Origin of the sequence: Salipaludibacillus daqingensis (genome assembly GCF_029891575.1) — a bacterium.
In the GTDB taxonomy this organism is placed as follows: Bacteria; Bacillota; Bacilli; order Bacillales; family Salisediminibacteriaceae; genus Salipaludibacillus; species Salipaludibacillus daqingensis.
Genome location: NZ_JARZHF010000009.1, coordinates 106,034 through 125,090, shown reverse-complemented (window position 1 = coordinate 125,090; position 19,057 = coordinate 106,034). Strand labels below are relative to the sequence as shown.

Below are 19,057 nucleotides of genomic sequence, written 5' to 3'. Positions count from 1 at the left end.
TTCCTCTCTCATTATGGGGGAACGCAGATTGCTTAGTGTAGTAAAGATATTTTAATATAACATCAACCCTCTCATTATACAATATTTTGAAATCTGTGAAAATAGTACTATTAGATACTTATTTGGTGAAGGAGGAATGGAGAGAAGGAATTTTAATGTACCGTGGAACAATTTGCTGAAAACAAAAGTAATTCGTCGTATGTATGAGAAAAGGGGTGAATGGCACGATCTCGCTCGTGTGGCACTATGACCACTGTTTAGTTCCCTTCGCTCGGACGATAGCAACTGAAAGGAACTATCTCAGTGATTTAGTTCCCAATACTTACGCAAGCTCTGCGACTAGACGCCCCTCAGAATGACTAGTTAATTGATAGATATTCCATTTGGTGATGCGCCTACATCGATGCGATTAACTTCTTCGAACGTTTTTAAATCCAAAACGGAAATCGTGTCTTCGAACATGTTTGTAATAAAGGCATACTGACTGTCTTTAGAAATAACTATGCCATGAGCCCCTAAACCAACTTGTATTTCTTCAACAACTTCAAGTGTTTCGATATCGATGATCGATACTGTATCTGACGGACTTTCTTCACTACCTTGATTGGCCACGATAACGTATTCATTGTCATAGCTAGCGTACATTTGAACTGGTCCAACGCCAACCTCAATCGTTTTCAAAAGTTCTTGAGATTCGGAATCGATCACAGCTAATTGATCTTCTAAATGTAATCCAGCAAAGGCGTACTTCCCGTCATGAGAAAAGCCAGTTTGAACGGCTCCGTCACCTACGTGAACTCTATCCACTTCTTTTTTCAATTCTACGTCAATAATGCTAATATCAGCACTATCCATGTTGGCAACATAAGCAAACTTTTCATCTGGTGAGATGCGCACACCATGAGGGTAATCGCCTGTATCAATATCCCATGATTCTCCGTTAAAACGATCGATAATCGTAACGGTATTATCACCAGAATTAGTAACAATGACAGTTTTCCCATCTTTGGAAAGTGTAACGTGAGCAGGATGATTTCCAACAGGATATTCCTCGACTTTTTCTAATGTATTTAAGTCGTAAGCAACAATTTTTTCAGTCGATCCATTTTCTTTCTCCTCCTGATGATCATCGTTGTTATGGGCGTGCCCTTTGTCTTCGTTGTGATCATCGTTTCCGTGAGTGTGTCCATCATCACTATCATCATGGTCCCCATGAGGTGGATTAATTGTCATCCAAACTAAGTTTGATTCCACATTGACTTCGATGTTATGAGCTTGTCCATCAATATCAATGACTTCTTGTTTGTTTTCGGGATAATAAATAATTGAGATTGTTTCATCTTTCTCATTCGTAACGGCTACAGTATATTCCGTTTTCGCTTCCTCTTCTACAACATCAGTATTTTCAATAATATTATTACTGGTGTTGCTATTCCCATTTTTCAGATCATTGGCAGAATCAGCTGTACTCCCAGTCCCACAAGCTGTAAGTAATAACCCTAATCCTAAAGTAAAAGATAGTCCAATAGATTTTTTCATCTTAAAATCACTCCCTGTTTATTTGTTTTTTAGTATAGGCTCTGTTAAATTCTATTGTTGATCTTGAAAAACCACATTTGCTTGCCTGAAATGATCTCATAGCTTCCTCTTGAAACTCCCTCTTTGGGATCTTCAGCGATACTTTTTTCGCAAACACGTTTTATAGATTTTGAAAAATCAACATGGAACGATAACAGAGCTTAAGTATAAGTAACTTATGGGAGGTAAATAAGTGATAGAAATCACCAGAAGAAGGTTATATATTTTTTTGTTCACTTTTTTGTTCCAGTTTTTTCATACTTTCTTCAAATTTTTATTATAAGAAAAAATGAGAATGGAACGAATTTCATGTACTTTGTTGACAGTAAAGTAGGAAAAAAGGAGATGGATGTAGAAGAGTGGTTGAATAAGCGATCATAAGTGGAGGTGTTGTGCGTGCTGAGTTACTATAACCGGTTATCCTCAGAAGTGTACGATATGGACAAACCGATTGGACATTCTTTCGGAGACGTAGAGTTTTATTTGGAGCGTTTAGTTCATTGTAAAGGACCGGTATTAGAACCTGCAACAGGGACAGGGCGAATCCTCATTCCTTTATTAGAGGCAGGGTTAACTGTGGATGGTTTTGATCAATCATCAGAGATGTTAAAAATTTGTCAATCAAATTGTCGAGATCGAGAATTAGCTACAGAACTATTCGAAGCGGATATGGAATCTTTTTATTCCAATCAAAGATATGAAGCTATTGTTGTACCTTCAGGGACTTTTTTACTCATACATGAAAGGGAAAAATCGTTACAAGCACTTAGGAATTTTCGTGATCATCTCCGCGATGGAGGAAGATTAATCGTTGATTTATTGTTGCCAACAGACCTCACCGTCGGAAAGTTGTCTACAAAAACATGGGAATGTGAAAATGGTGATATGATTACTCACGAAAATAAATTGGTGGAAGTAGATATGATAAACCAATTTACGATTTCTCATGGACGCTATGAAAAATGGCGAAAAGGAAAGTTAATAGAAACTGAACTGGAGCGGTTTCCTCTACGATGGTATGGTATGGAAGAATTCCGTAATATATTGGAGGGACTAGGTTTTGAAGATATCATCATCTCAGCTGACTATTCTTATGGTACATACCCATCAGAATCTGATCAGATCATTACATTTGAAGCAACCTATCACGAAAGGTGGTAAAGGTAATTGATGATTACCGTTCAAAAAGCAACAGAAGTTCATGTAGAGGGAATTGCAGATGTTTGTACCGCTGCTCAGTGGGATACATATTCTGATCTTTGCGATGATGCTTATATTCAAAGAGTTTGTGACGAGTTTTATAACCATCACCGTATATTAGATGAAATTAAAAATACTAGCAAGGAATGGGGAGGCTGGTTTGTTGCTCTAGAGAATCGTCAAGTAATAGGAGCGATTGGTGGAGGGATGACAGGAGAAGAAACAGGAGAAATATTTGTGCTTTATCTTGATCCATCACGAAGGAACGAAGGAATTGGAACAAGGCTCCTTACTGTAGTGACAGAACAACAGAAAAAGCTAGGTGCGAAACAACAATGGGTTTCGATTCAAAAGGAAAATCACAAGGGCATACCATTTTATGAAGCAAGAGGTTTTAAGTATCAACATGAACAAAAAACGTATCAATCGAAGGAAGATGAAGACTATACCTCCCTTCGATATCGAAGAGAATTATAGGTTATTGAGCCATTGTCTTAGTTTGGCTTTAGGGTAGTAGATATTACCATTAATCGTAACGTGAGGGATATCAGGATACTTTTGCGCGATAGACTGTGCATCTTCTTTTGAAATTCCAAGAAAATCATGAAGATGTTTCTCTTTGATGAATTGATCTTGGTTTTCGAAAAGTGATTTAAAAGATGCTAACGATGCTTGGTCAGACCCTTTACCTACGTTTTTAATGCCTTCGCCAATGAAAAATCCAGCTACCGCAATCCCGATTGCAATTGCAATCCATTCCATATAAATGACCTCCAATTAATTCCATAGTTGTTTTTAAGTTTATCATATAAAATCGTTCGAATGGATGTAAAAATCGACTCAAATTTCTTCTCAAAAAAGATGTTGCATGTTGACAAGAAACGAAAAGAACATATAATCAACCTAATAAGTAGGTTTTATAGATTTACTGATAATAAAGGAGGAATCTTATGTCTTTACTACCTAAAATTCTCGAATATAACAAAGCTTTCGTTGAAAGTAAGGAGTATATTCAGTACCAAACGACAAAATACCCTGATAAAAAGATGGTCATTCTTTCTTGTATGGATACGAGATTACAAGATATGTTGCCTAAAGCAATGAATGTGAAAAATGGCGATACAAAGATAATCAAAAATGCAGGGGCAATCGTTTCTCATCCTTTTGGCAGCATTATGCGTAGCATTTTAATTGCGGTTTATGAGTTAGAAGCGGATGAAGTGTATGTTGTAGGTCACCATGATTGTGGTATGTCTAATTTAAATGCGTCATCGATATTGGAAAAAACAAAAGCACATGGTATTTCAGATGAAACAGTGGATTTGTTAACGCATGCAGGTATTGATTTAGAAACGTGGCTTAAAGGATTTGATAGTGTGGAGGACAGTATTGAAAATAGTGTTCATATGATTAAAGAACATCCTTTATTTTCATCAGATATTCCAGTTCATGGCTTAGTCATAGATCCTGGAACAGGAAAATTAGATATTGTTGTAGATGGGTCACTTTAGATCGTAAAAAAATTAATTAAGCGTTACAGGCTTTAGTCAAATATTTTTTCTATCTCAAAAACAATGGAGTTAAACGTAAATGTACAAAAAGTTGCCTCAGTTTGAGGCAACCTTTTTCTTAAGATAAAATTTTATCTTTAGGAATACGCGACAAAATGATCCAAGCGAGGATAGCCCCTGAAGCACTGCTTACAAGAAAAGCAGGAATAAAGAAGAAAACACCAGCTGATTGCCCGAGAAAAAATTGCGCAAGCGGAACGGCAAGAAGAGAACCGATAATCCCTGTTCCAATTACTTCTCCAATAACTGCTGAAGATTTCTTTTTTCTCCAACGATAAGCGAGTCCTGCTAACAGTGCACCAGCCATTCCACCAGGAAATGCTAGTATTGTTCCGACACCTAGTAAATTGCGTAACAATCCAATTGCAAAGGCAATGACAATAGCTGGTCCAGGGCCTAAGGTAACAGCGGCAATGACATTGACAGCATGTTGAACGGGATACGCTCTAGCTACTCCAGCCGGGAACCAAATAAAGGTAGCACCGACAATACCAATTGCGATAAGCATCGCCATCAACGTCAATTTGTGTGTACGATTCATGTTTGTGTTGCCTCCTTTTTAATAACCAACTCACTGAAAAAAGAGCATAAAAAAAGCCAAGTCCTCTCATTTAAGATGAAAGAACCTGACTTTGGTAACAAAAGTAGGTAAAACAGGATTACATTTTGCTACTTCCCTCCGCTGGTTTAACCCAGATCAGGTTCATAGAGTTAAAAGGTATGGACCTTTCTCTCAGCTCATTTCATGAGCACCCCTAGTAGATGATTTATTATTTCTCTTGATTCTAACAGATGAATCCTATATGTCAACCGTTCTTTTCTAGTATAATAGAAGGAAAAGGAGGTGATCGGGATGAGTCTCGATCGTAATATCATTGATCAAGCGAGAGAAGCAAATTTCCTTGAATTAAAAACCTTCTTAAAAAACAATCATCTACACCTCCCGCGAAGAGAATTTTCCGCTGTGTTATATGCAATAAACGGAATGACGATTTATGACTTGCGAAAGCAAGATGCTATCAAACGAAGTTCAGCAAAATATCAAGTAACGCAAGTATCTATCAAAAAAATTCTCGATAAAATGGGCATTAAAAGTAATCGCGCTCGCAAGGCACAAAAAGAATTTGCTTTGTATCACCATATCGGATTACACAAACACCGACAAAAAATGGACGACCATGGTTAATTCTATATGTTGAAATACGGAAAAATTCGATGGAGTAATCGACAAACAAAAGAGCAAGCCGGGTTAGGCTTGCTCTTCTTCAACTAATTCGGTAAATACAACTAAACGCTCTCTGTGAGTACCTTGATCACGATCGAATTCTCCTGTACAAGTAATAAGGTTTAAATTTCTTGAAGAAGAAGGACCAAATACTTTGGAAATTGGTGCATCATCATAAGGATAAACTTCTCGATCTTTCACTTGAAATGTAAGAACGGTTCCATCTTCATCTGTGATGATAATTTTGTCACCGATTTCTAAATCTTTTAAGTCGAAAAAGATAGCAGGACCTGAACGATCATCTACGTGACCAGCTAAGACAGCGTTACCTGTTGCTCCTGGTTTGACGCCTCGGTTAAACCAACCGACTAAGTCACCATCGTCAGGAACTTCCATTGCACCGTCGTCTTCAAGTCCAACTTCTGTAACATCAGCTTTTACATCGATGGCAGGAATCTCAACAGTAACCGGAATAATACCTTGTGATGAGCTACCGTAAACGGGCTCAATTGGTTCCGACACAGTAACGGTTTCCGATTCTTCTACTTCTTCCTCAACTATATTAGAAGACTCTTCGTTAACGAGGTTATTATTTACATTTTCTTCCACATCTTCAGACGAAGTATGTTCAGAAGATGAAATAGCCTCACTCGTCTCAATTGTATTTGATGTTTCATCTACATTATTTTGATTGCCTTCATTCTCAGCGACACATGCAGTAAGAATGAAGGCTAATGTAACAATCAATCCTGTAGATAATAATTTATGCTTGTGTTGCCAATCTTTTGCGAAAAAATACTGTTAATACTGCTCCACCAGCGATCATTGTTAAGAATAGTGGAAGGAAAGTATTTGATTGAGATGCTCCACCCATACCTGTTGCAGGCATTTCAGAAGGCATTTCATGTGCTTCGTCAGCAACAACAACTACTTCTAGATCTTCGACACCTTCACCTACTGCATACACAGAGTAAACCATATCACCTTGTAGTTCAGTACCAGATAAGTCTAATACAGCATCTTCAGTTCCAGCAGCACGAATTTCAAGGTCATACGTATCAGCCTCTAGGTCTAAGTAATCAGTTACCGCGAAGAATTCAGCACCTTCGAATAAGGAATCCCCACCTACAAGTCCAACGTCAACTGCAGGAGCGCCTGGAGATAAGTGTCCAACACGAACCTTAGTCATGCCTTCGTCAACTGTGTTGTCATCGGAGATAACTTCTAACGCTAATGAGTCCAATGTGTTTGTTGCAGCAACTGTATAAGCTTGACCTGCTTCTACTGACAATGTTGCTTCAATAACTGGGTCGCCTTCCCCATCTTCACCAGCAGGGAAAATCGCTACCTCGTGGTCACCTGCAGGTAATTCTAAGTAACCGGTAATGTCTTTAAATGCTGCGCCTTCAACGGCTGCATCGCCATTTACATAAACATCAACTGCGGGTGCATCAGGAGAGGCATGGAATACTCGAACCATTGCATCGTCTTCATGCCCGTCTGCTAAACCAGCACTAGCAAACATTCCAAACATTAACAAAAATACTAGACTTGATGTGACCCACTTCATTTTCTTCATCAAACTAATCATCTCCTTGAATTTTTTTTGAGTTAAACAAGTTCCACATATTATGTGTACAACTTTTGTGTATTCTTTGTATGGATATTGTTTAACTCTTGTACAAGGATATAATACCACGGTTAATCAAATTTAAAACCTAAAAAGACTTACTTTTTTAAAGAAAATTTAATTTTTTTAGCGATATGTTGGTAATACAGGCTTTATCTAGGGTAATTAATTATTTATTCAGAATAAATAATTAACATTTATACTATCATTTGGTGAAATGTTATATTGTACAACAATTGGATAATCATTGTTCACCTTAATTTTAAGTTGATCCAAAGGAAATAAAGGATATTTTCTAGGTGATGAAGAAAGTAGTCTTATCAAATGATCACGAAGGTAACCGTTTTTTATTTAAAGGGGGAATATATATGAAAGTAAGGGGAATGAAGGAAAGAATCGTAGTTGGGTTAGTTTGGGAAGGTACCTATCAAGAAGCTAGCAGAGGGGACATTCATCAAATTATAGAAGCGGCCAAAACTCGAATGGATGAAATTAAATATAAAACGAATGAATCGGAACTAATTGGGATTTCCATTCACGACCGCAGAGGTGGATTCATTCATTATGTAGGGTGGGAAGTAGATAGTTGTGAAGAGATTCCACATGGGATGACGAGTAACGTCCTGCCAGAGGGTATGTACCTCATTTCGAGACATAAGCAAGAGAAAAAAATGGAAACAACTTATGAAGAAATTAAACAAGCTATCCAAGATAAAAAGTTAACGCCACTTAAGCCAGAAGAGGTAGACGCATATGATCCGTTACCGATTAAAGTAGAGTTACACTCTCTCGAAACGGTATTAAAGGGAGAGAAAGAGTTCGAAATTCATATCCCAGTCATTAAGTAGGAAAAGTAGAGGGAAGAAACTGCCAAAGATATTGTAACAAACCCGAAAGAAAAATAGAACACGGGAGTTCTTGAAGCTCTTTGAAGATGAATAAGTCAAGATATGATTCCTTTCTGTTTAAAATATAGAAGGGAATTTTTATGATTTTTGAAGAAAAATGTACTCTATTTTCTCGTTTCTAGCAAGACAATGTTCGAAAAGCTATTGCATCTTCTTGTCACATCATATACAATGAGGAACAATCAATTAAAATGAATATTCGGAATAATTCTTATCGTGAGAGATGGAGGGATAGGCCCTTTGAAGTCTCAGCAACCAGCCAACAAATTGGTCAGGTGCTAATTCCTGCAGGTGAGTCCTGCAAAGATAAGAGGGAGACTTCGTAACTTTTTAAAACCAGCCTTCTTCTTACTTTATGGAGAAGGCTTTTTTGCACTTTAATGTTTAACTGATCTAAAGGGTTAAAGTGTAGAACCTTAACGAGCGCTATTGACACCTAAATTTAGGATAAGCGAAGTATTGTTTATATTTTAGCTCACCGAATAGATTGATAAGTTGAAAATATGTTAGGAGAGACGGAAAGGGGTTTTCTTGCATGAGTAAGTACCGTAAAGAGCTTGAAACAACGCTCGTTCAAATAGGTAACAGAAGCGAATCCGGAACAGGGGCCGTTAGTGCACCGATATACTGTTCCACAGCATATCGCCACGAAGGGATTGGGCAGTCGACGGGATTTGATTATTCACGAACAGGTAATCCAACGAGGCAATTGTTAGAAGATGCGATAGCTGAATTAGAAGGTGGAGATAGAGGGTTCGCCTGTTCATCAGGCATGGCTGCGATTCAAGTTGTTTTATCGTTGTTTCAAAGTGGCGATGAAATTTTGGCAACGAACGATTTGTACGGAGGGACATATCGACTATTTGAAGAAGGCTGGCGCCGATGGGGTCTTTCGTTTCAATATGGAGACGCACGGGATATACAATTTTTCAAAGACCATATCTCAGAAAAAACAAAAGCTTTGTATATTGAAACGCCAACAAATCCGTTAATGCATGAAGCGGACCTCGTGGCTTTTAGTAAGTTAGCGAAAGAAAATGACCTTCTATTAATAGTGGATAACACGTTTTACACACCACTTATCCAACGTCCAATTATAGAAGGGGCAGATATTGTCATTCATAGTGCTTCTAAATATTTGTCGGGGCATAACGATGTGATTGCTGGTTTAATCGTCGCAAAAGGTGAAGAATTAGCTGAACGCATTTTTTACTACTTTAATAGTATTGGGCCAGTTTTATCTCCAATAGATTCGTGGCTTGTGATGCGAGGGATGAAAACACTAACCCTTCGAATGGAAAAACATCAGCAAAATGCACACGAACTAGCTGAATTTTTAAAGACTCACCCAGCCGTACTTGAGGTGATTTATCCAGGTAGAGGTGGCATGTTATCGTTTCGAGTTCATGAAGAAAACTGGGTCAACCCTTTTTTACAAAACTTAAAATTAGTGACGTTTGCGGAAAGTTTAGGAGGAGTAGAAAGTTTGATGACCTACCCTGCTACGCAAACTCATGCTGATGTACCGATTGAATTACGTGAGGAACTTGGTGTTTGTAATCGATTGTTACGATTTTCCGTAGGAATCGAAGCCGTTGAAGATTTGAAAAAAGATGTCGATCAAGCATTGAATGAAGCGCAAGCTACAATAGGAGGAAAATAATGACACGTGATTCAGAAGAACAATTCAGTTTGCAAACGCGATTATTACATCATCAACATAAAATAGATAAAGCATCTGGAGCTGTGAGTGTTGCGATTCAGCCAGCATCTACGTTTCATCAAGAAGGACTGGATGACTTCGGAGAATTTGACTACGCACGATCTGGAAACCCGACTAGGCAAGCATTAGAAGAGACGTTTGCTGAAATGGAAAATGGAACGGCAGCATATGCCTTTTCTTCTGGCATGGCAGCTATCTCAACGACGTTTATGATGCTCTCTGCTGGAGATCACCTTGTGATCACAGAAGATGTTTACGGTGGAACATTCCGCTTTACGACAGAAGTTCTCACGCGCCATGGAATAGAGCATACATTTGTCGATATGACGAACGTTGATGAAGTAAAGAAGGCGATTCAACCGAATACGAAAATGATTCATATGGAAACCCCGTCGAATCCGACGATGAAAATTACACCGATTCGAGAAATTGTTTCATTAGCGCGGGAAAATGGCTGCTTAACCGTGTTAGACAATACGTTTATGACACCTGTATTGCAACGTCCGTTAGATTTAGGTGTCGATGTTGTTGTTCATAGTGCAACGAAATTTATTGGTGGTCACAGTGATGTCGTGGCTGGACTAGCGGTTGTAAAAGACACGGATTTAGCTAATAGACTGAAGTTTTTACAAAATAGTTTTGGTGCAATATTAGGACCGAATGACTGTTGGCTTATCCTTCGTGGGATGAAGACGATGCATACGAGAATGGAAGCTTCCTCAAAATCAGCGATGCAAATTGCGAAGTGGCTAACGGAACAACCAGAGGTGGAACGTGTGTATTATCCTGGTTTGGAAGATCATCCAGGTTATGCGGTGAACGAGTCACAGGCAGATGGACCAGGTGCGGTTCTATCATTTGAATTAACGAATCGAGAGGCGGTTAAACAAGTGGTCGATGCTGTTGAAATCCCTGTTTTTGCAGTGAGTCTTGGAGCAGTAGAGTCGATTCTTTCTTATCCTGCTAAGATGTCTCACGCTGCGATGCCAGCGGATGAAAGATCTAAGCGTGGAATTACCGATGGTCTTCTTCGACTTTCGGTAGGGCTAGAAAAAGCAGAAGATTTAATCACAGATTTTAAACAAGCGTTTGAAAAAATTACTCGCTAAATGATCGGAAAGGAGAGTACCTAGATGGGCTTTATTGAACAATTACAACAAGGCATTCTCATCGGTGATGGAGCCATGGGTACCTTGCTATATCAACAAGGGATAGATGGATGTTTTGAAGAGTTGAACGTCTCAGGTCCTGATAAAATAAAACATGTTCACGAAAACTATATTCAGGCTGGTTCGAATGTTATTCAAACGAATACGTATGCGGCTAACTCTTTGAAACTTGCTCGCTACCAGTTAGAACATCGAGTCGAGGAATTGAATACTCAGGCGGTTGTGATAGCAAAAGAGGCGGCGAAAGAGAAAGCCTTCGTATTTGCGACGATCGGTGGTATTGGAAGTATCCACCATAAGGAGTACCGAGAAGAGGATATTTATGAAAGTTTGAAGGAACAAGCGGATGTTCTTTTAAAAACGGATGTTGACGGCTTTTTACTAGAAACGTTTTATGATTTCGAAGAACTTCGAAACGTCGTTAACTATTTACGATCGAAAACAGAAAAGCCGATCATTGCCCAAGTAACACTTGGTGATATTGGTGTGTTGCAAGGAGGATTAGCATTAACAGACGCACTAAAACGATTAGAATCGGAAGGCGCGGATGTGGTTGGATTGAACTGTCGAATGGGACCGTATCACATGTTACGATCGTTAGAAGAAGTTCCCCTGTTGGAAAAAGCGGTCCTATGTGTTTATCCGAATGCTAGTTTGCCGAATGTGAGAGATGGCCGTTTCTTTTACCAGTCAAATCCAACGTACTTCGGCGATATGACAGAAGCCCTTGTCAAACAAGGGGTGCATCTCATTGGTGGATGTTGTGGAACGACACCTGAGCACGTGGAGGCAATAAGAAACGCTGTGGAAACAAATCAGCTCGTTCCTGTAACGGAAAAAGAAGTAAAAGAAACGAAGCGTCCATCTGTTACTGTTCATACGCCAACTCTCCAAGACCGGTTACCTGATTTTTCGAAAAAGCGGCGGTCCGTGATCGTAGAACTAGACCCTCCGAAAGCTTTATCTCAAGCGCCTGAATTTATGAAAGGTGTAGAGGTTCTAAAGCAAGCGGGAGCGGATGCGGTAACACTTGCAGACAATTCGTTGGCTTCAGCAAGAATTGATAATCTGTCTCTTGGAGCATTAATGAAACAACAAACGGATGCAAGGCCTCTACTCCACGTTGCTTGTCGAGATAGAAATATGATTGGGCTTCAGTCCCATTTGTTAGGTCTTCATACATTAGGTATTCACGACGTATTGGCGATTACAGGTGATCCTGCTAAGGTGGGTGATTTTCCTGGGGCGAGCTCTGTGTATGATATGTCGTCGTTAGATTTGATACGATTAATGAAGCAATTAAACGAAGGGATTTCCTTTTCAGGAAAGGACCTTGGTGCAAAAACATCGTTTACAGTCGGGGCGGCGTTTAACGCCAACGCAAGAAGGCTTGATCGAGAAGTGAAACGTTTGGAAAAAAAGGTGGAAGCTGGAGCAGATTATTTCATGAGCCAACCAGTATATAGCGAAGAACGCTTTAAGGAAATTTATGAAGCGACTAAACATCTTCCTGTCCCTGTTTTCGTTGGTATTATGCCGTTAGTGAGTAGCAGAAACGCAGAGTTTTTGCATCACGAAGTTCCAGGAATTTCATTAACGGAAGGCGTGCGAGAACGAATGGCGAAGTTTTCTGGTGATCGGGAAGCAAGTCAGCGGGAAGGGTTACGCTTAGCAAAATCATTAGTAGATGCAGCGTCCGAGTATTTTCAGAGTATATATTTGATTACGCCATTTTTACGCTATCACATGACAGCAGAGTTAACGAGACATATCTTAGTAGGCGAGAATGCTACTCCTCAATCAAATTGAAGCCGGGAGAATCGAGAAGGAAAATGTTACGAAAGAAAGGGACGATCAACATGGAAAAGTCATCCTTTGAACAAGCCTTAGAGGAAAGAATTTTAGTCCTTGATGGTGCCATGGGGACGATGTTACAAAACGCTGATTTAACTGCTGATGATTTCGGTGGTGAGGAATATGAAGGTTGTAACGAATACTTGAATCTTGTCTCTCCTCATGTCATTGAGAAGATTTATCATGATTATTTAGAAGCTGGGGCAGATATTATTGAGACGAACACATTTGGTGCGACGAATATTGTCTTAGCAGATTATGATTTACAACACCTCGCGTATCGCTTAAATAAATTAGCGGCAGAATTAGCTGTGAAAGAAGCGGAAAAATTTTCAACAGAAGACAACAAACGTTTTGTCGCAGGTGCGATGGGGCCAACAACGAAGTCATTATCCGTTACTGGAGGCACGACATTCGATGAACTAACAGAGTCGTATCGTGAACAAGTAGAAGGACTTCTTGACGGTGGTGTCGATATTTTACTATTGGAAACAAGTCAAGACATGCGTAACGTGAAAGCCGCTTATGTGGCGATCGATCAAGTAGTCAGTGAGCGAGATATTCATGTGCCGTTGATTGTTTCCGGAACGATAGAGCCGATGGGAACAACGTTAGCAGGTCAGAACATCGAGTCATTTTATATTTCGCTTGAACATATGAATCCAACGGTCGTTGGACTGAACTGTGCCACAGGTCCAGAATTCATGCAAGACCATCTACGTTCCCTTTCAGATCTTTCCACAACATATGTCCATTGTTATCCGAACGCAGGACTCCCTGATGAAGAAGGGCATTACCACGAATCACCGCAATCGTTAGCGACGAAACTGGAAGGTTTTGCGAAAAAGGGCTGGCTTAATATTGTTGGTGGTTGTTGTGGAACGACACCTGAACATATTCGAGTAATGAAAGAATCGTTAGCTGGATATAAACCACGTCAAGTAGTTGCCGATCATCCACATACGGTGTCCGGGATTGAACCTTTAGTCTATGATGATTCGATGCGTCCGCTGTTAGTTGGTGAAAGAACGAATGTGATAGGGTCTCGAAAATTCAAAAGACTGATTGCAGAGGAGAAGTTTGAAGAAGCTTCTGAAATTGCTCGTGCTCAAGTGAAAAGAGGTGCGCACGTCATTGACGTTTGTTTGGCGGATCCGGACCGAGAAGAAATGGATGACGTAGAGAATTTCTTGCAGCACGTCATTAATAAAGTGAAAGTGCCACTAATGATTGATTCCACAGATGAAAAGGTCATTGAACGTGCGTTAACATACTCGCAAGGAAAGGCCATCATCAACTCGATTAACTTAGAAGATGGAGAAGAACGATTTGAAGCTGTTGCCCCTCTCATTAGACGTTTTGGTGCAGCGGTTGTCGTTGGAACGATTGACGAAGAAGGCATGGGTGTAACCGCTGAAAAAAAGCTTGAGATTGCGAAAAGGTCGTATGATTTATTAGTGAATAAATATGGCATATCAGGTCAGGATATCATTTTTGATCCTCTCGTATTTCCAGTTGGTACAGGGGACGAGCAGTATATCGGTTCTGCGCAAGCGACGATTGAAGGCATTCGTATGATCAAAGAAGCATTACCAGAGTGTTTAACGATTCTTGGTGTAAGTAACGTTTCCTTTGGTTTACCCCCATTGGGACGAGAAGTGTTAAACGCAGCGTATATGTATTACTGTACAAAAGCAGGGCTTGATTATGCGATTGTTAATACGGAGAAATTAGAGCGCTACGGATCGATCTCTGAAGAAGAAAAGCAGTTAGCTTATAAGCTGCTTTATGAGACGAATGATGATACGTTAGCGACGTTCACTGCTTTCTATCGCGAGAAGAAGCCAGAGAAAAAAATAGAAGCATCAACGATGACGTTAGAAGAACGTTTAGCTAGCTATATTGTTGAAGGAACAAAAGAGGGGTTATTCAAAGATTTAGATGAAGCATTGCAGAAGTATGATACTCCTTTGGAGATAATCAATGGCCCATTAATGGATGGCATGGACGAAGTTGGGAAACTATTCAACAACAATGAATTGATCGTAGCAGAAGTACTCCAAAGCGCCGAAGCGATGAAGGCAGCGGTGGCCCACTTAGAACCATATATGGAAAAGAAAGAGGATGACCGTGGTAAAGGGAAGATTTTACTTGCTACGGTGAAAGGCGACGTGCATGACATTGGGAAAAACTTAGTCGAGATCATTTTGAAAAATAATGGATTCCAAATCGTCAATTTAGGGATAAAAGTGACGGCCAACGAACTCATTGAAGCGGTAGAAAGGGAAGATCCAGACGCCATTGGTTTGTCAGGACTTTTAGTGAAATCAACCCAACAGATGGTTTTGACAGCAAATGATTTGCGAGAAAGAGGCATATCAATCCCAATTTTGGTTGGAGGCGCAGCATTAACTCGTCGTTTTACGGATAATAAAATTTCGAAAGAGTACGAGGGTCTCGTTTTGTACGCGAAAGATGCCATGAACGGATTGGACTTGGCAAATCAACTTGCTAGACCAGCAGATCGAGAGCAGTTGATTGTAGCCCATCAAGAAAAGCAGAAGCAGATTCGTGAAGCCGAGGCGAATGGGGAAGGCAAGGATAAGGGAGCACCTGTAGCGACAATGGAGCTTCCGCGGTCTAAAGTGAACAAGAATGCTCCGTTGTTTAAACCAGAAGACTACAACCAGCATGTCTTGAAAAACTTTCGCTTAACTCACCTTCATCCTTATATGAATATGCAGACATTGCTTGGTCAACATCTAGGGATCCAAGGGAATATCCAACGTAACATTGAAAGAGGAGATAATAAAACGTTGGAGCTTCGAGATAAAGTCAATGATTTGATGCACCGTGCTGATAAAGATGGACTATTAAGAGCAGATGGAATGTACCAATTCTATCCAGCTCAATCAGATGGAAATGATGTCATTGTTTATGATCCAAATGATCATAGCAAAGTCGTAGAACGATTTCGTTTTCCTCGTCAGCAAAAAGAACCACATCTTTGCTTAGCGGACTTTTTGAGATCTGTGGATAGTGGAGAGATGGATCATGTTGGATTTTTGACTGTCACAGCAGGAAAAGGTGTACGGAAATTAGCGGAAGAAGCAAAAGAAGCCGGAGAATACCTCGACAGTCACTTAATTCAAGCAGTCGCTTTGGAAATAGCTGAGGCGTTTGCAGAACGAGTGCACCAGCTCATGCGAGATAAGTGGGGATTCCCAGACTCGCCAGACTTTACGATGAAGGAGCGCTTCTCTGCTCGATACCAAGGTGTTCGCGTATCATTTGGTTACCCAGCTTGCCCGAATTTAGAAGATCAGGCAAAGTTGTTTAACCTCATTGACCCAGGACAAATTGGCGTTCAACTAACGGATGAATACATGATGGAGCCAGAAGCAAGTGTATCTGCGATGGTTTTTGCTCATCCAGAAGGACGATACTTTAGTGTTTAAATGGAAAACAGTGTCAGCATTAGCTGGCGCTGTTTTTTTATCGTTCAAGAGAAAGGTAGTGGTGATTAGAAAATAATTCCTCAACAATGCGTATAAAAGATTCCTTTTTAAAAACACTAGTAAAAATGTGACAAATAAAAAGAGAAATCAATTTCGCAGTGTCTTATGAAATGAGGGATTAATTTTTGGAACAAATTCAGAGAATTTCATGGACTCAGTTAGCAGGACTTATCATCGCAACGAAATTAACAGGTACTTTAACATTCGGTTATATTGTTACGAGCGAACCTTTTGCAAAAGAAACATGGATGGTACCTTTCATTGCTGGAACTATCGGCATGTTATTTGGATTGTTAGCTTATAAGCTTTCTAGCCGATTTCCTGGAGAAACAGTCTATCAATACTCCAAAAAAATAATGGGAAAAGGATTAGGATGGATTGTTAATTTATTTATTGTTCTCTTGCTCATTGATTGGGGAGGTATTTCGATACGTCAATATTCAGAATACTATGTAAGCCTCAAATATCTAGAAACACCTGCGTTTGTTTTTTCTATCATTATTGCTCTTTTGTCCGTGCAAATAGTTCGAGCGGGTGTAGAGGTTTTAGGAAGGCAAGGCGTCATCATGGCGTTTTCTGTTATTGTCGCCAGTTTATTTATCTATTTTGGATCTTTCAACCGATGGGAATTAGAAGCCGTTCCAGCCCCGTGGGATGCAAACATGATGCATTTGATGAAGCATTCCTACACTCCGATTGGTGTTTTTGGAGAGGTTTCTTGGATTATATTACTTATGATTCCGTTTCTAAATCGTTATCAACATGGACCTCGTACAATCATATTTAGTACGGTTATTAATTCCATCATGGTAGCTCTGGCATCTATCATTCTCATTGCTGTACTAGGAGAAGATTTAATTAACTTGAGTATTTTTCCCACGTTTGAAGTGGCTCAATCGATTTCATTTGGTGTCGTAGTTGAACGAACAGAATGGCTTGTTTCGTTATTATGGCTAGGGTCGATGACCGTGAAGGTAAGCATTTTGCTTTATGGAGGAGCGGAAGGTGTACAATCGTTGTTTCAAATGAAACAGCGCAAATATGCGATTTGGATCGTAATAATATTAATGTATATCTGGTCATTTCTTGTCTTTACTAACATTCATGATGTGGCAGATTTTATTTTGCCAGAGCGATGGTTACTTCATGCTTTGCCTTTACAGTTAGGTATACCATTATTATTAATACTTGTGGCTATTATTCGTCGAGTAAAAAAGGGTGATGAATATGATAAATAATATTGAAAATAAGTTAAAATCCATAGAAGTGCTATTTGGTGAAACAGAAGATTTAGTTATTCGACGATTTACATTAAGAGAGGATAGTCACCGACGAGCGGCAGCAATTTATCTCGAAGGACTAGTAGATACAGAAGTAATCAGTCAACAGATGGTTAGACCATTAATGAATGATACAGTTCAAATCAAATCTCTAGAATCCTTAGAGCAAATAACAGATCTTATAACCGTTTCTGAAACAAAAGTTGTAAAGACTTTAGAAGAAATGGTGGCCCTAATTTTAACCGGAGATACTTGTATAGTAGTCGACGAATTAGAGGGAGGTGTGATTGCTTCCTCTAAAGGCTGGGAACAGCGAGCGGTAGAAAATCCTCTCATAGAGAGAACGACAAGAGGTCCCCATGAAGGATTTGTAGAATCGTTACAGACAAATATCGGTCTTATTCGAAGTCATGTTAAACATGGAAATTTAATATTTGAAAAATATGAGATTGGAACGGTTTCTTCTAACTCCGTGATGATTGGCTTTATAAAAGGGAAAGCAAAACCTACTGTCGTTGAGGAAGTGAGACAGCGACTTACGAAAATTGATATTGAAGCAGTATTAGAGTCGGGTTATGTTGAGCAATTAATTGAAGACGACCCTTTGTCTGTGTTTCCATCAATGAAAGTAACAGAAAGACCTGATATCGTTTCTGGAAATATTCTAGAAGGGAAAGTATGCATTCTCGTAAATGGCAGTCCGTTTGTTTTGATTGTTCCTGCCTCCATTAATAGCATGATGCAATCAAGCGATGATTATTATGAGCGTTATCCTCAAGTTATTTTAATGAGGGGGGTTCGTTGGATTGCACTCCTCATCGCGTTACTACTTCCTGCCTTTTATGTTGCAGGTACAACGTATAATCATGAAGTCATTCCGACGCCATTACTTTTTACTATTGCTGCTACAAGAGAAGGTATCCCTTTACCTGCTGTGTTAGAAGCGTTGCTAATGGAAATAGCCTTTGAAATATTACGAGAAGCAGGCATAAGACTTCCCCAACCAATTGGACCAGCTGTAAGTATTGTTGGAGTATTGGTCATTGGGGAAGCGGCAGTAAATGCAGGAATTATTAGTAATATTATGGTTGTCATTGTAGGTATGACGGCTCTATCGACTTTTGCGATACCACAATACAGTTTTGCAAATGCGGTTCGTTTTTTACGATTTCCGATGATTATTCTAGCTGGGAGCTTAGGTTTGTTAGGTATTGGAGCTGGAACCATTGTGTTACTCACTCATCTGTTGACGATGCGTTCCTTTGGAAATCCGATGATGGATCCATTTGCTCCTTTAGCACCTGATGACTTATCAGACAGTGTCATTCGATTACCGTGGAAGACGAGTATGTTAGCTCCTTTAGAAAAGTTAAGAAAGATGTTTTAAATATTTTGGAGGTT

16 protein-coding genes and 2 riboswitches are annotated in these 19,057 nt (G+C 39.6%); of the genes, 11 read left to right on the top strand and 5 right to left on the bottom strand.

The window, feature by feature from the left end:
* Window positions 1-363: 363 nt before the first annotated feature.
* A complete protein-coding gene (locus QDN89_RS17200) occupies window positions 364-1,539 on the bottom strand; it encodes a YVTN family beta-propeller repeat protein (RefSeq protein WP_280771398.1) in 1,176 nt (391 codons plus the stop codon).
* 435 nt (window positions 1,540-1,974) lie between these two features.
* On the opposite strand from QDN89_RS17200, the gene QDN89_RS17195 reads away from it, so the two are divergent.
* Window positions 1,975-2,739, top strand: coding sequence for a class I SAM-dependent methyltransferase (locus tag QDN89_RS17195; RefSeq protein ID WP_280771397.1), 765 nt, complete (start codon window positions 1,975-1,977; stop codon window positions 2,737-2,739).
* Between the two features lie 9 nt (window positions 2,740-2,748).
* Window positions 2,749-3,255 carry a GNAT family N-acetyltransferase gene (locus QDN89_RS17190; protein ID WP_280771524.1) on the top strand — a complete coding sequence of 169 codons (507 nt, stop codon included), beginning with the start codon at window positions 2,749-2,751 and terminating at the stop codon, window positions 3,253-3,255.
* Here QDN89_RS17190 and QDN89_RS17185 read toward each other — a convergent pair.
* The gene (locus QDN89_RS17185) at window positions 3,250-3,540 is read right to left on the bottom strand and encodes a DNA-binding protein (RefSeq protein WP_280771396.1); all 291 of its coding nucleotides are present in this window, start codon (window positions 3,538-3,540) and stop codon (window positions 3,250-3,252) included. The genes QDN89_RS17190 and QDN89_RS17185 overlap by 6 nt on opposite strands.
* 188 nt (window positions 3,541-3,728) lie before the next feature.
* Here QDN89_RS17185 and QDN89_RS17180 point away from each other — a divergent pair, with 188 nt between their 5' ends.
* Entirely contained in the window at window positions 3,729-4,289 is a 561-nt protein-coding gene (locus QDN89_RS17180; protein WP_280771395.1) for a beta-class carbonic anhydrase, read from the top strand.
* Between the two features lie 118 nt (window positions 4,290-4,407).
* On the opposite strand, the gene thiW is transcribed toward QDN89_RS17180, so the two are convergent.
* Window positions 4,408-4,890 (bottom strand): energy coupling factor transporter S component ThiW, encoded by a 483-nt coding sequence (gene thiW / locus QDN89_RS17175; protein WP_280771394.1) that lies wholly within the window; start codon window positions 4,888-4,890, stop codon window positions 4,408-4,410.
* A 116-nt stretch (window positions 4,891-5,006) separates the two neighbouring features.
* A riboswitch (TPP riboswitch) is annotated at window positions 5,007-5,116 on the bottom strand.
* Window positions 5,117-5,202: 86 nt separating this feature from the next.
* Here thiW and QDN89_RS17170 point away from each other — a divergent pair.
* Entirely contained in the window at window positions 5,203-5,535 is a 333-nt protein-coding gene (locus tag QDN89_RS17170) for a hypothetical protein (protein WP_280771393.1), read from the top strand.
* A 63-nt stretch (window positions 5,536-5,598) separates the two neighbouring features.
* On the opposite strand, the gene QDN89_RS17165 is transcribed toward QDN89_RS17170, so the two are convergent.
* Together QDN89_RS17165 and QDN89_RS17160 are read right to left on the bottom strand one after the other, a co-directional pair.
* A complete protein-coding gene (locus tag QDN89_RS17165; protein WP_280771392.1) occupies window positions 5,599-6,321 on the bottom strand; it encodes a class F sortase in 723 nt (240 codons plus the stop codon).
* A gap of 16 nt (window positions 6,322-6,337) precedes the next feature.
* Window positions 6,338-7,153: a DUF4397 domain-containing protein gene (locus QDN89_RS17160; RefSeq protein ID WP_280771523.1), complete on the bottom strand. Its 816-nt coding sequence runs from the start codon at window positions 7,151-7,153 to the stop codon at window positions 6,338-6,340.
* A 419-nt stretch (window positions 7,154-7,572) separates the two neighbouring features.
* On the opposite strand from QDN89_RS17160, the gene QDN89_RS17155 reads away from it, so the two are divergent.
* From QDN89_RS17155 to QDN89_RS17125, 7 genes are all read left to right on the top strand, one after another.
* Window positions 7,573-8,052, top strand: a complete 480-nt coding sequence (locus tag QDN89_RS17155; protein WP_280771391.1) for a GyrI-like domain-containing protein — start codon at window positions 7,573-7,575, stop codon at window positions 8,050-8,052.
* A 268-nt stretch (window positions 8,053-8,320) separates the two neighbouring features.
* Window positions 8,321-8,425: riboswitch (SAM riboswitch) on the top strand.
* Between the two features lie 222 nt (window positions 8,426-8,647).
* Window positions 8,648-9,775, top strand: a complete 1,128-nt coding sequence (locus tag QDN89_RS17150; RefSeq protein ID WP_280771390.1) for a methionine biosynthesis PLP-dependent protein — start codon at window positions 8,648-8,650, stop codon at window positions 9,773-9,775.
* Window positions 9,775-10,944, top strand: coding sequence for a cystathionine beta-lyase (gene metC / locus QDN89_RS17145; protein ID WP_280771389.1), 1,170 nt, complete (start codon window positions 9,775-9,777; stop codon window positions 10,942-10,944). Before QDN89_RS17150 ends, metC begins: the two co-directional genes overlap by 1 nt.
* A 24-nt stretch (window positions 10,945-10,968) precedes the next feature.
* On the top strand, window positions 10,969-12,813 hold the full coding sequence (locus QDN89_RS17140) for a bifunctional homocysteine S-methyltransferase/methylenetetrahydrofolate reductase (protein ID WP_280771388.1): 1,845 nt from the start codon (window positions 10,969-10,971) through the stop codon (window positions 12,811-12,813).
* Between the two features lie 50 nt (window positions 12,814-12,863).
* Window positions 12,864-16,316 carry a methionine synthase gene (gene metH, locus QDN89_RS17135; RefSeq protein WP_280771387.1) on the top strand — a complete coding sequence of 1,151 codons (3,453 nt, stop codon included), beginning with the start codon at window positions 12,864-12,866 and terminating at the stop codon, window positions 16,314-16,316.
* A gap of 185 nt (window positions 16,317-16,501) precedes the next feature.
* Complete coding sequence (locus QDN89_RS17130) at window positions 16,502-17,614, top strand: GerAB/ArcD/ProY family transporter (protein ID WP_280771386.1); 1,113 nt, start codon at window positions 16,502-16,504, stop codon at window positions 17,612-17,614.
* A complete protein-coding gene (locus QDN89_RS17125) occupies window positions 17,604-19,043 on the top strand; it encodes a spore germination protein (RefSeq protein WP_280771385.1) in 1,440 nt (479 codons plus the stop codon). The genes QDN89_RS17130 and QDN89_RS17125 overlap by 11 nt, the downstream gene beginning before the upstream one ends.
* The last annotated feature ends 14 nt before the right edge of the window (window positions 19,044-19,057 follow it).

Bases quoted from the DNA above. Each gene is read 5' to 3' on its own strand.
- metC (WP_280771389.1), top strand. From the start codon at position 9,775: ATGACACGTGATTCAGAAGAACAATTCAGTTTGCAAACGCGATTATTA.
- thiW (WP_280771394.1), bottom strand. From the start codon at position 4,890: ATGAATCGTACACACAAATTGACGTTGATGGCGATGCTTATCGCAATT.
- QDN89_RS17160 (WP_280771523.1), bottom strand. From the start codon at position 7,153: ATGAAGAAAATGAAGTGGGTCACATCAAGTCTAGTATTTTTGTTAATG.
- QDN89_RS17150 (WP_280771390.1), top strand. From the start codon at position 8,648: ATGAGTAAGTACCGTAAAGAGCTTGAAACAACGCTCGTTCAAATAGGT.
- QDN89_RS17190 (WP_280771524.1), top strand. From the start codon at position 2,749: ATGATTACCGTTCAAAAAGCAACAGAAGTTCATGTAGAGGGAATTGCA.
- QDN89_RS17140 (WP_280771388.1), top strand. From the start codon at position 10,969: ATGGGCTTTATTGAACAATTACAACAAGGCATTCTCATCGGTGATGGA.
- QDN89_RS17155 (WP_280771391.1), top strand. From the start codon at position 7,573: ATGAAAGTAAGGGGAATGAAGGAAAGAATCGTAGTTGGGTTAGTTTGG.
- QDN89_RS17125 (WP_280771385.1), top strand. From the start codon at position 17,604: ATGATAAATAATATTGAAAATAAGTTAAAATCCATAGAAGTGCTATTT.
- QDN89_RS17200 (WP_280771398.1), bottom strand. From the start codon at position 1,539: ATGAAAAAATCTATTGGACTATCTTTTACTTTAGGATTAGGGTTATTA.
- metH (WP_280771387.1), top strand. From the start codon at position 12,864: ATGGAAAAGTCATCCTTTGAACAAGCCTTAGAGGAAAGAATTTTAGTC.
- QDN89_RS17170 (WP_280771393.1), top strand. From the start codon at position 5,203: ATGAGTCTCGATCGTAATATCATTGATCAAGCGAGAGAAGCAAATTTC.
- QDN89_RS17185 (WP_280771396.1), bottom strand. From the start codon at position 3,540: ATGGAATGGATTGCAATTGCAATCGGGATTGCGGTAGCTGGATTTTTC.
- QDN89_RS17180 (WP_280771395.1), top strand. From the start codon at position 3,729: ATGTCTTTACTACCTAAAATTCTCGAATATAACAAAGCTTTCGTTGAA.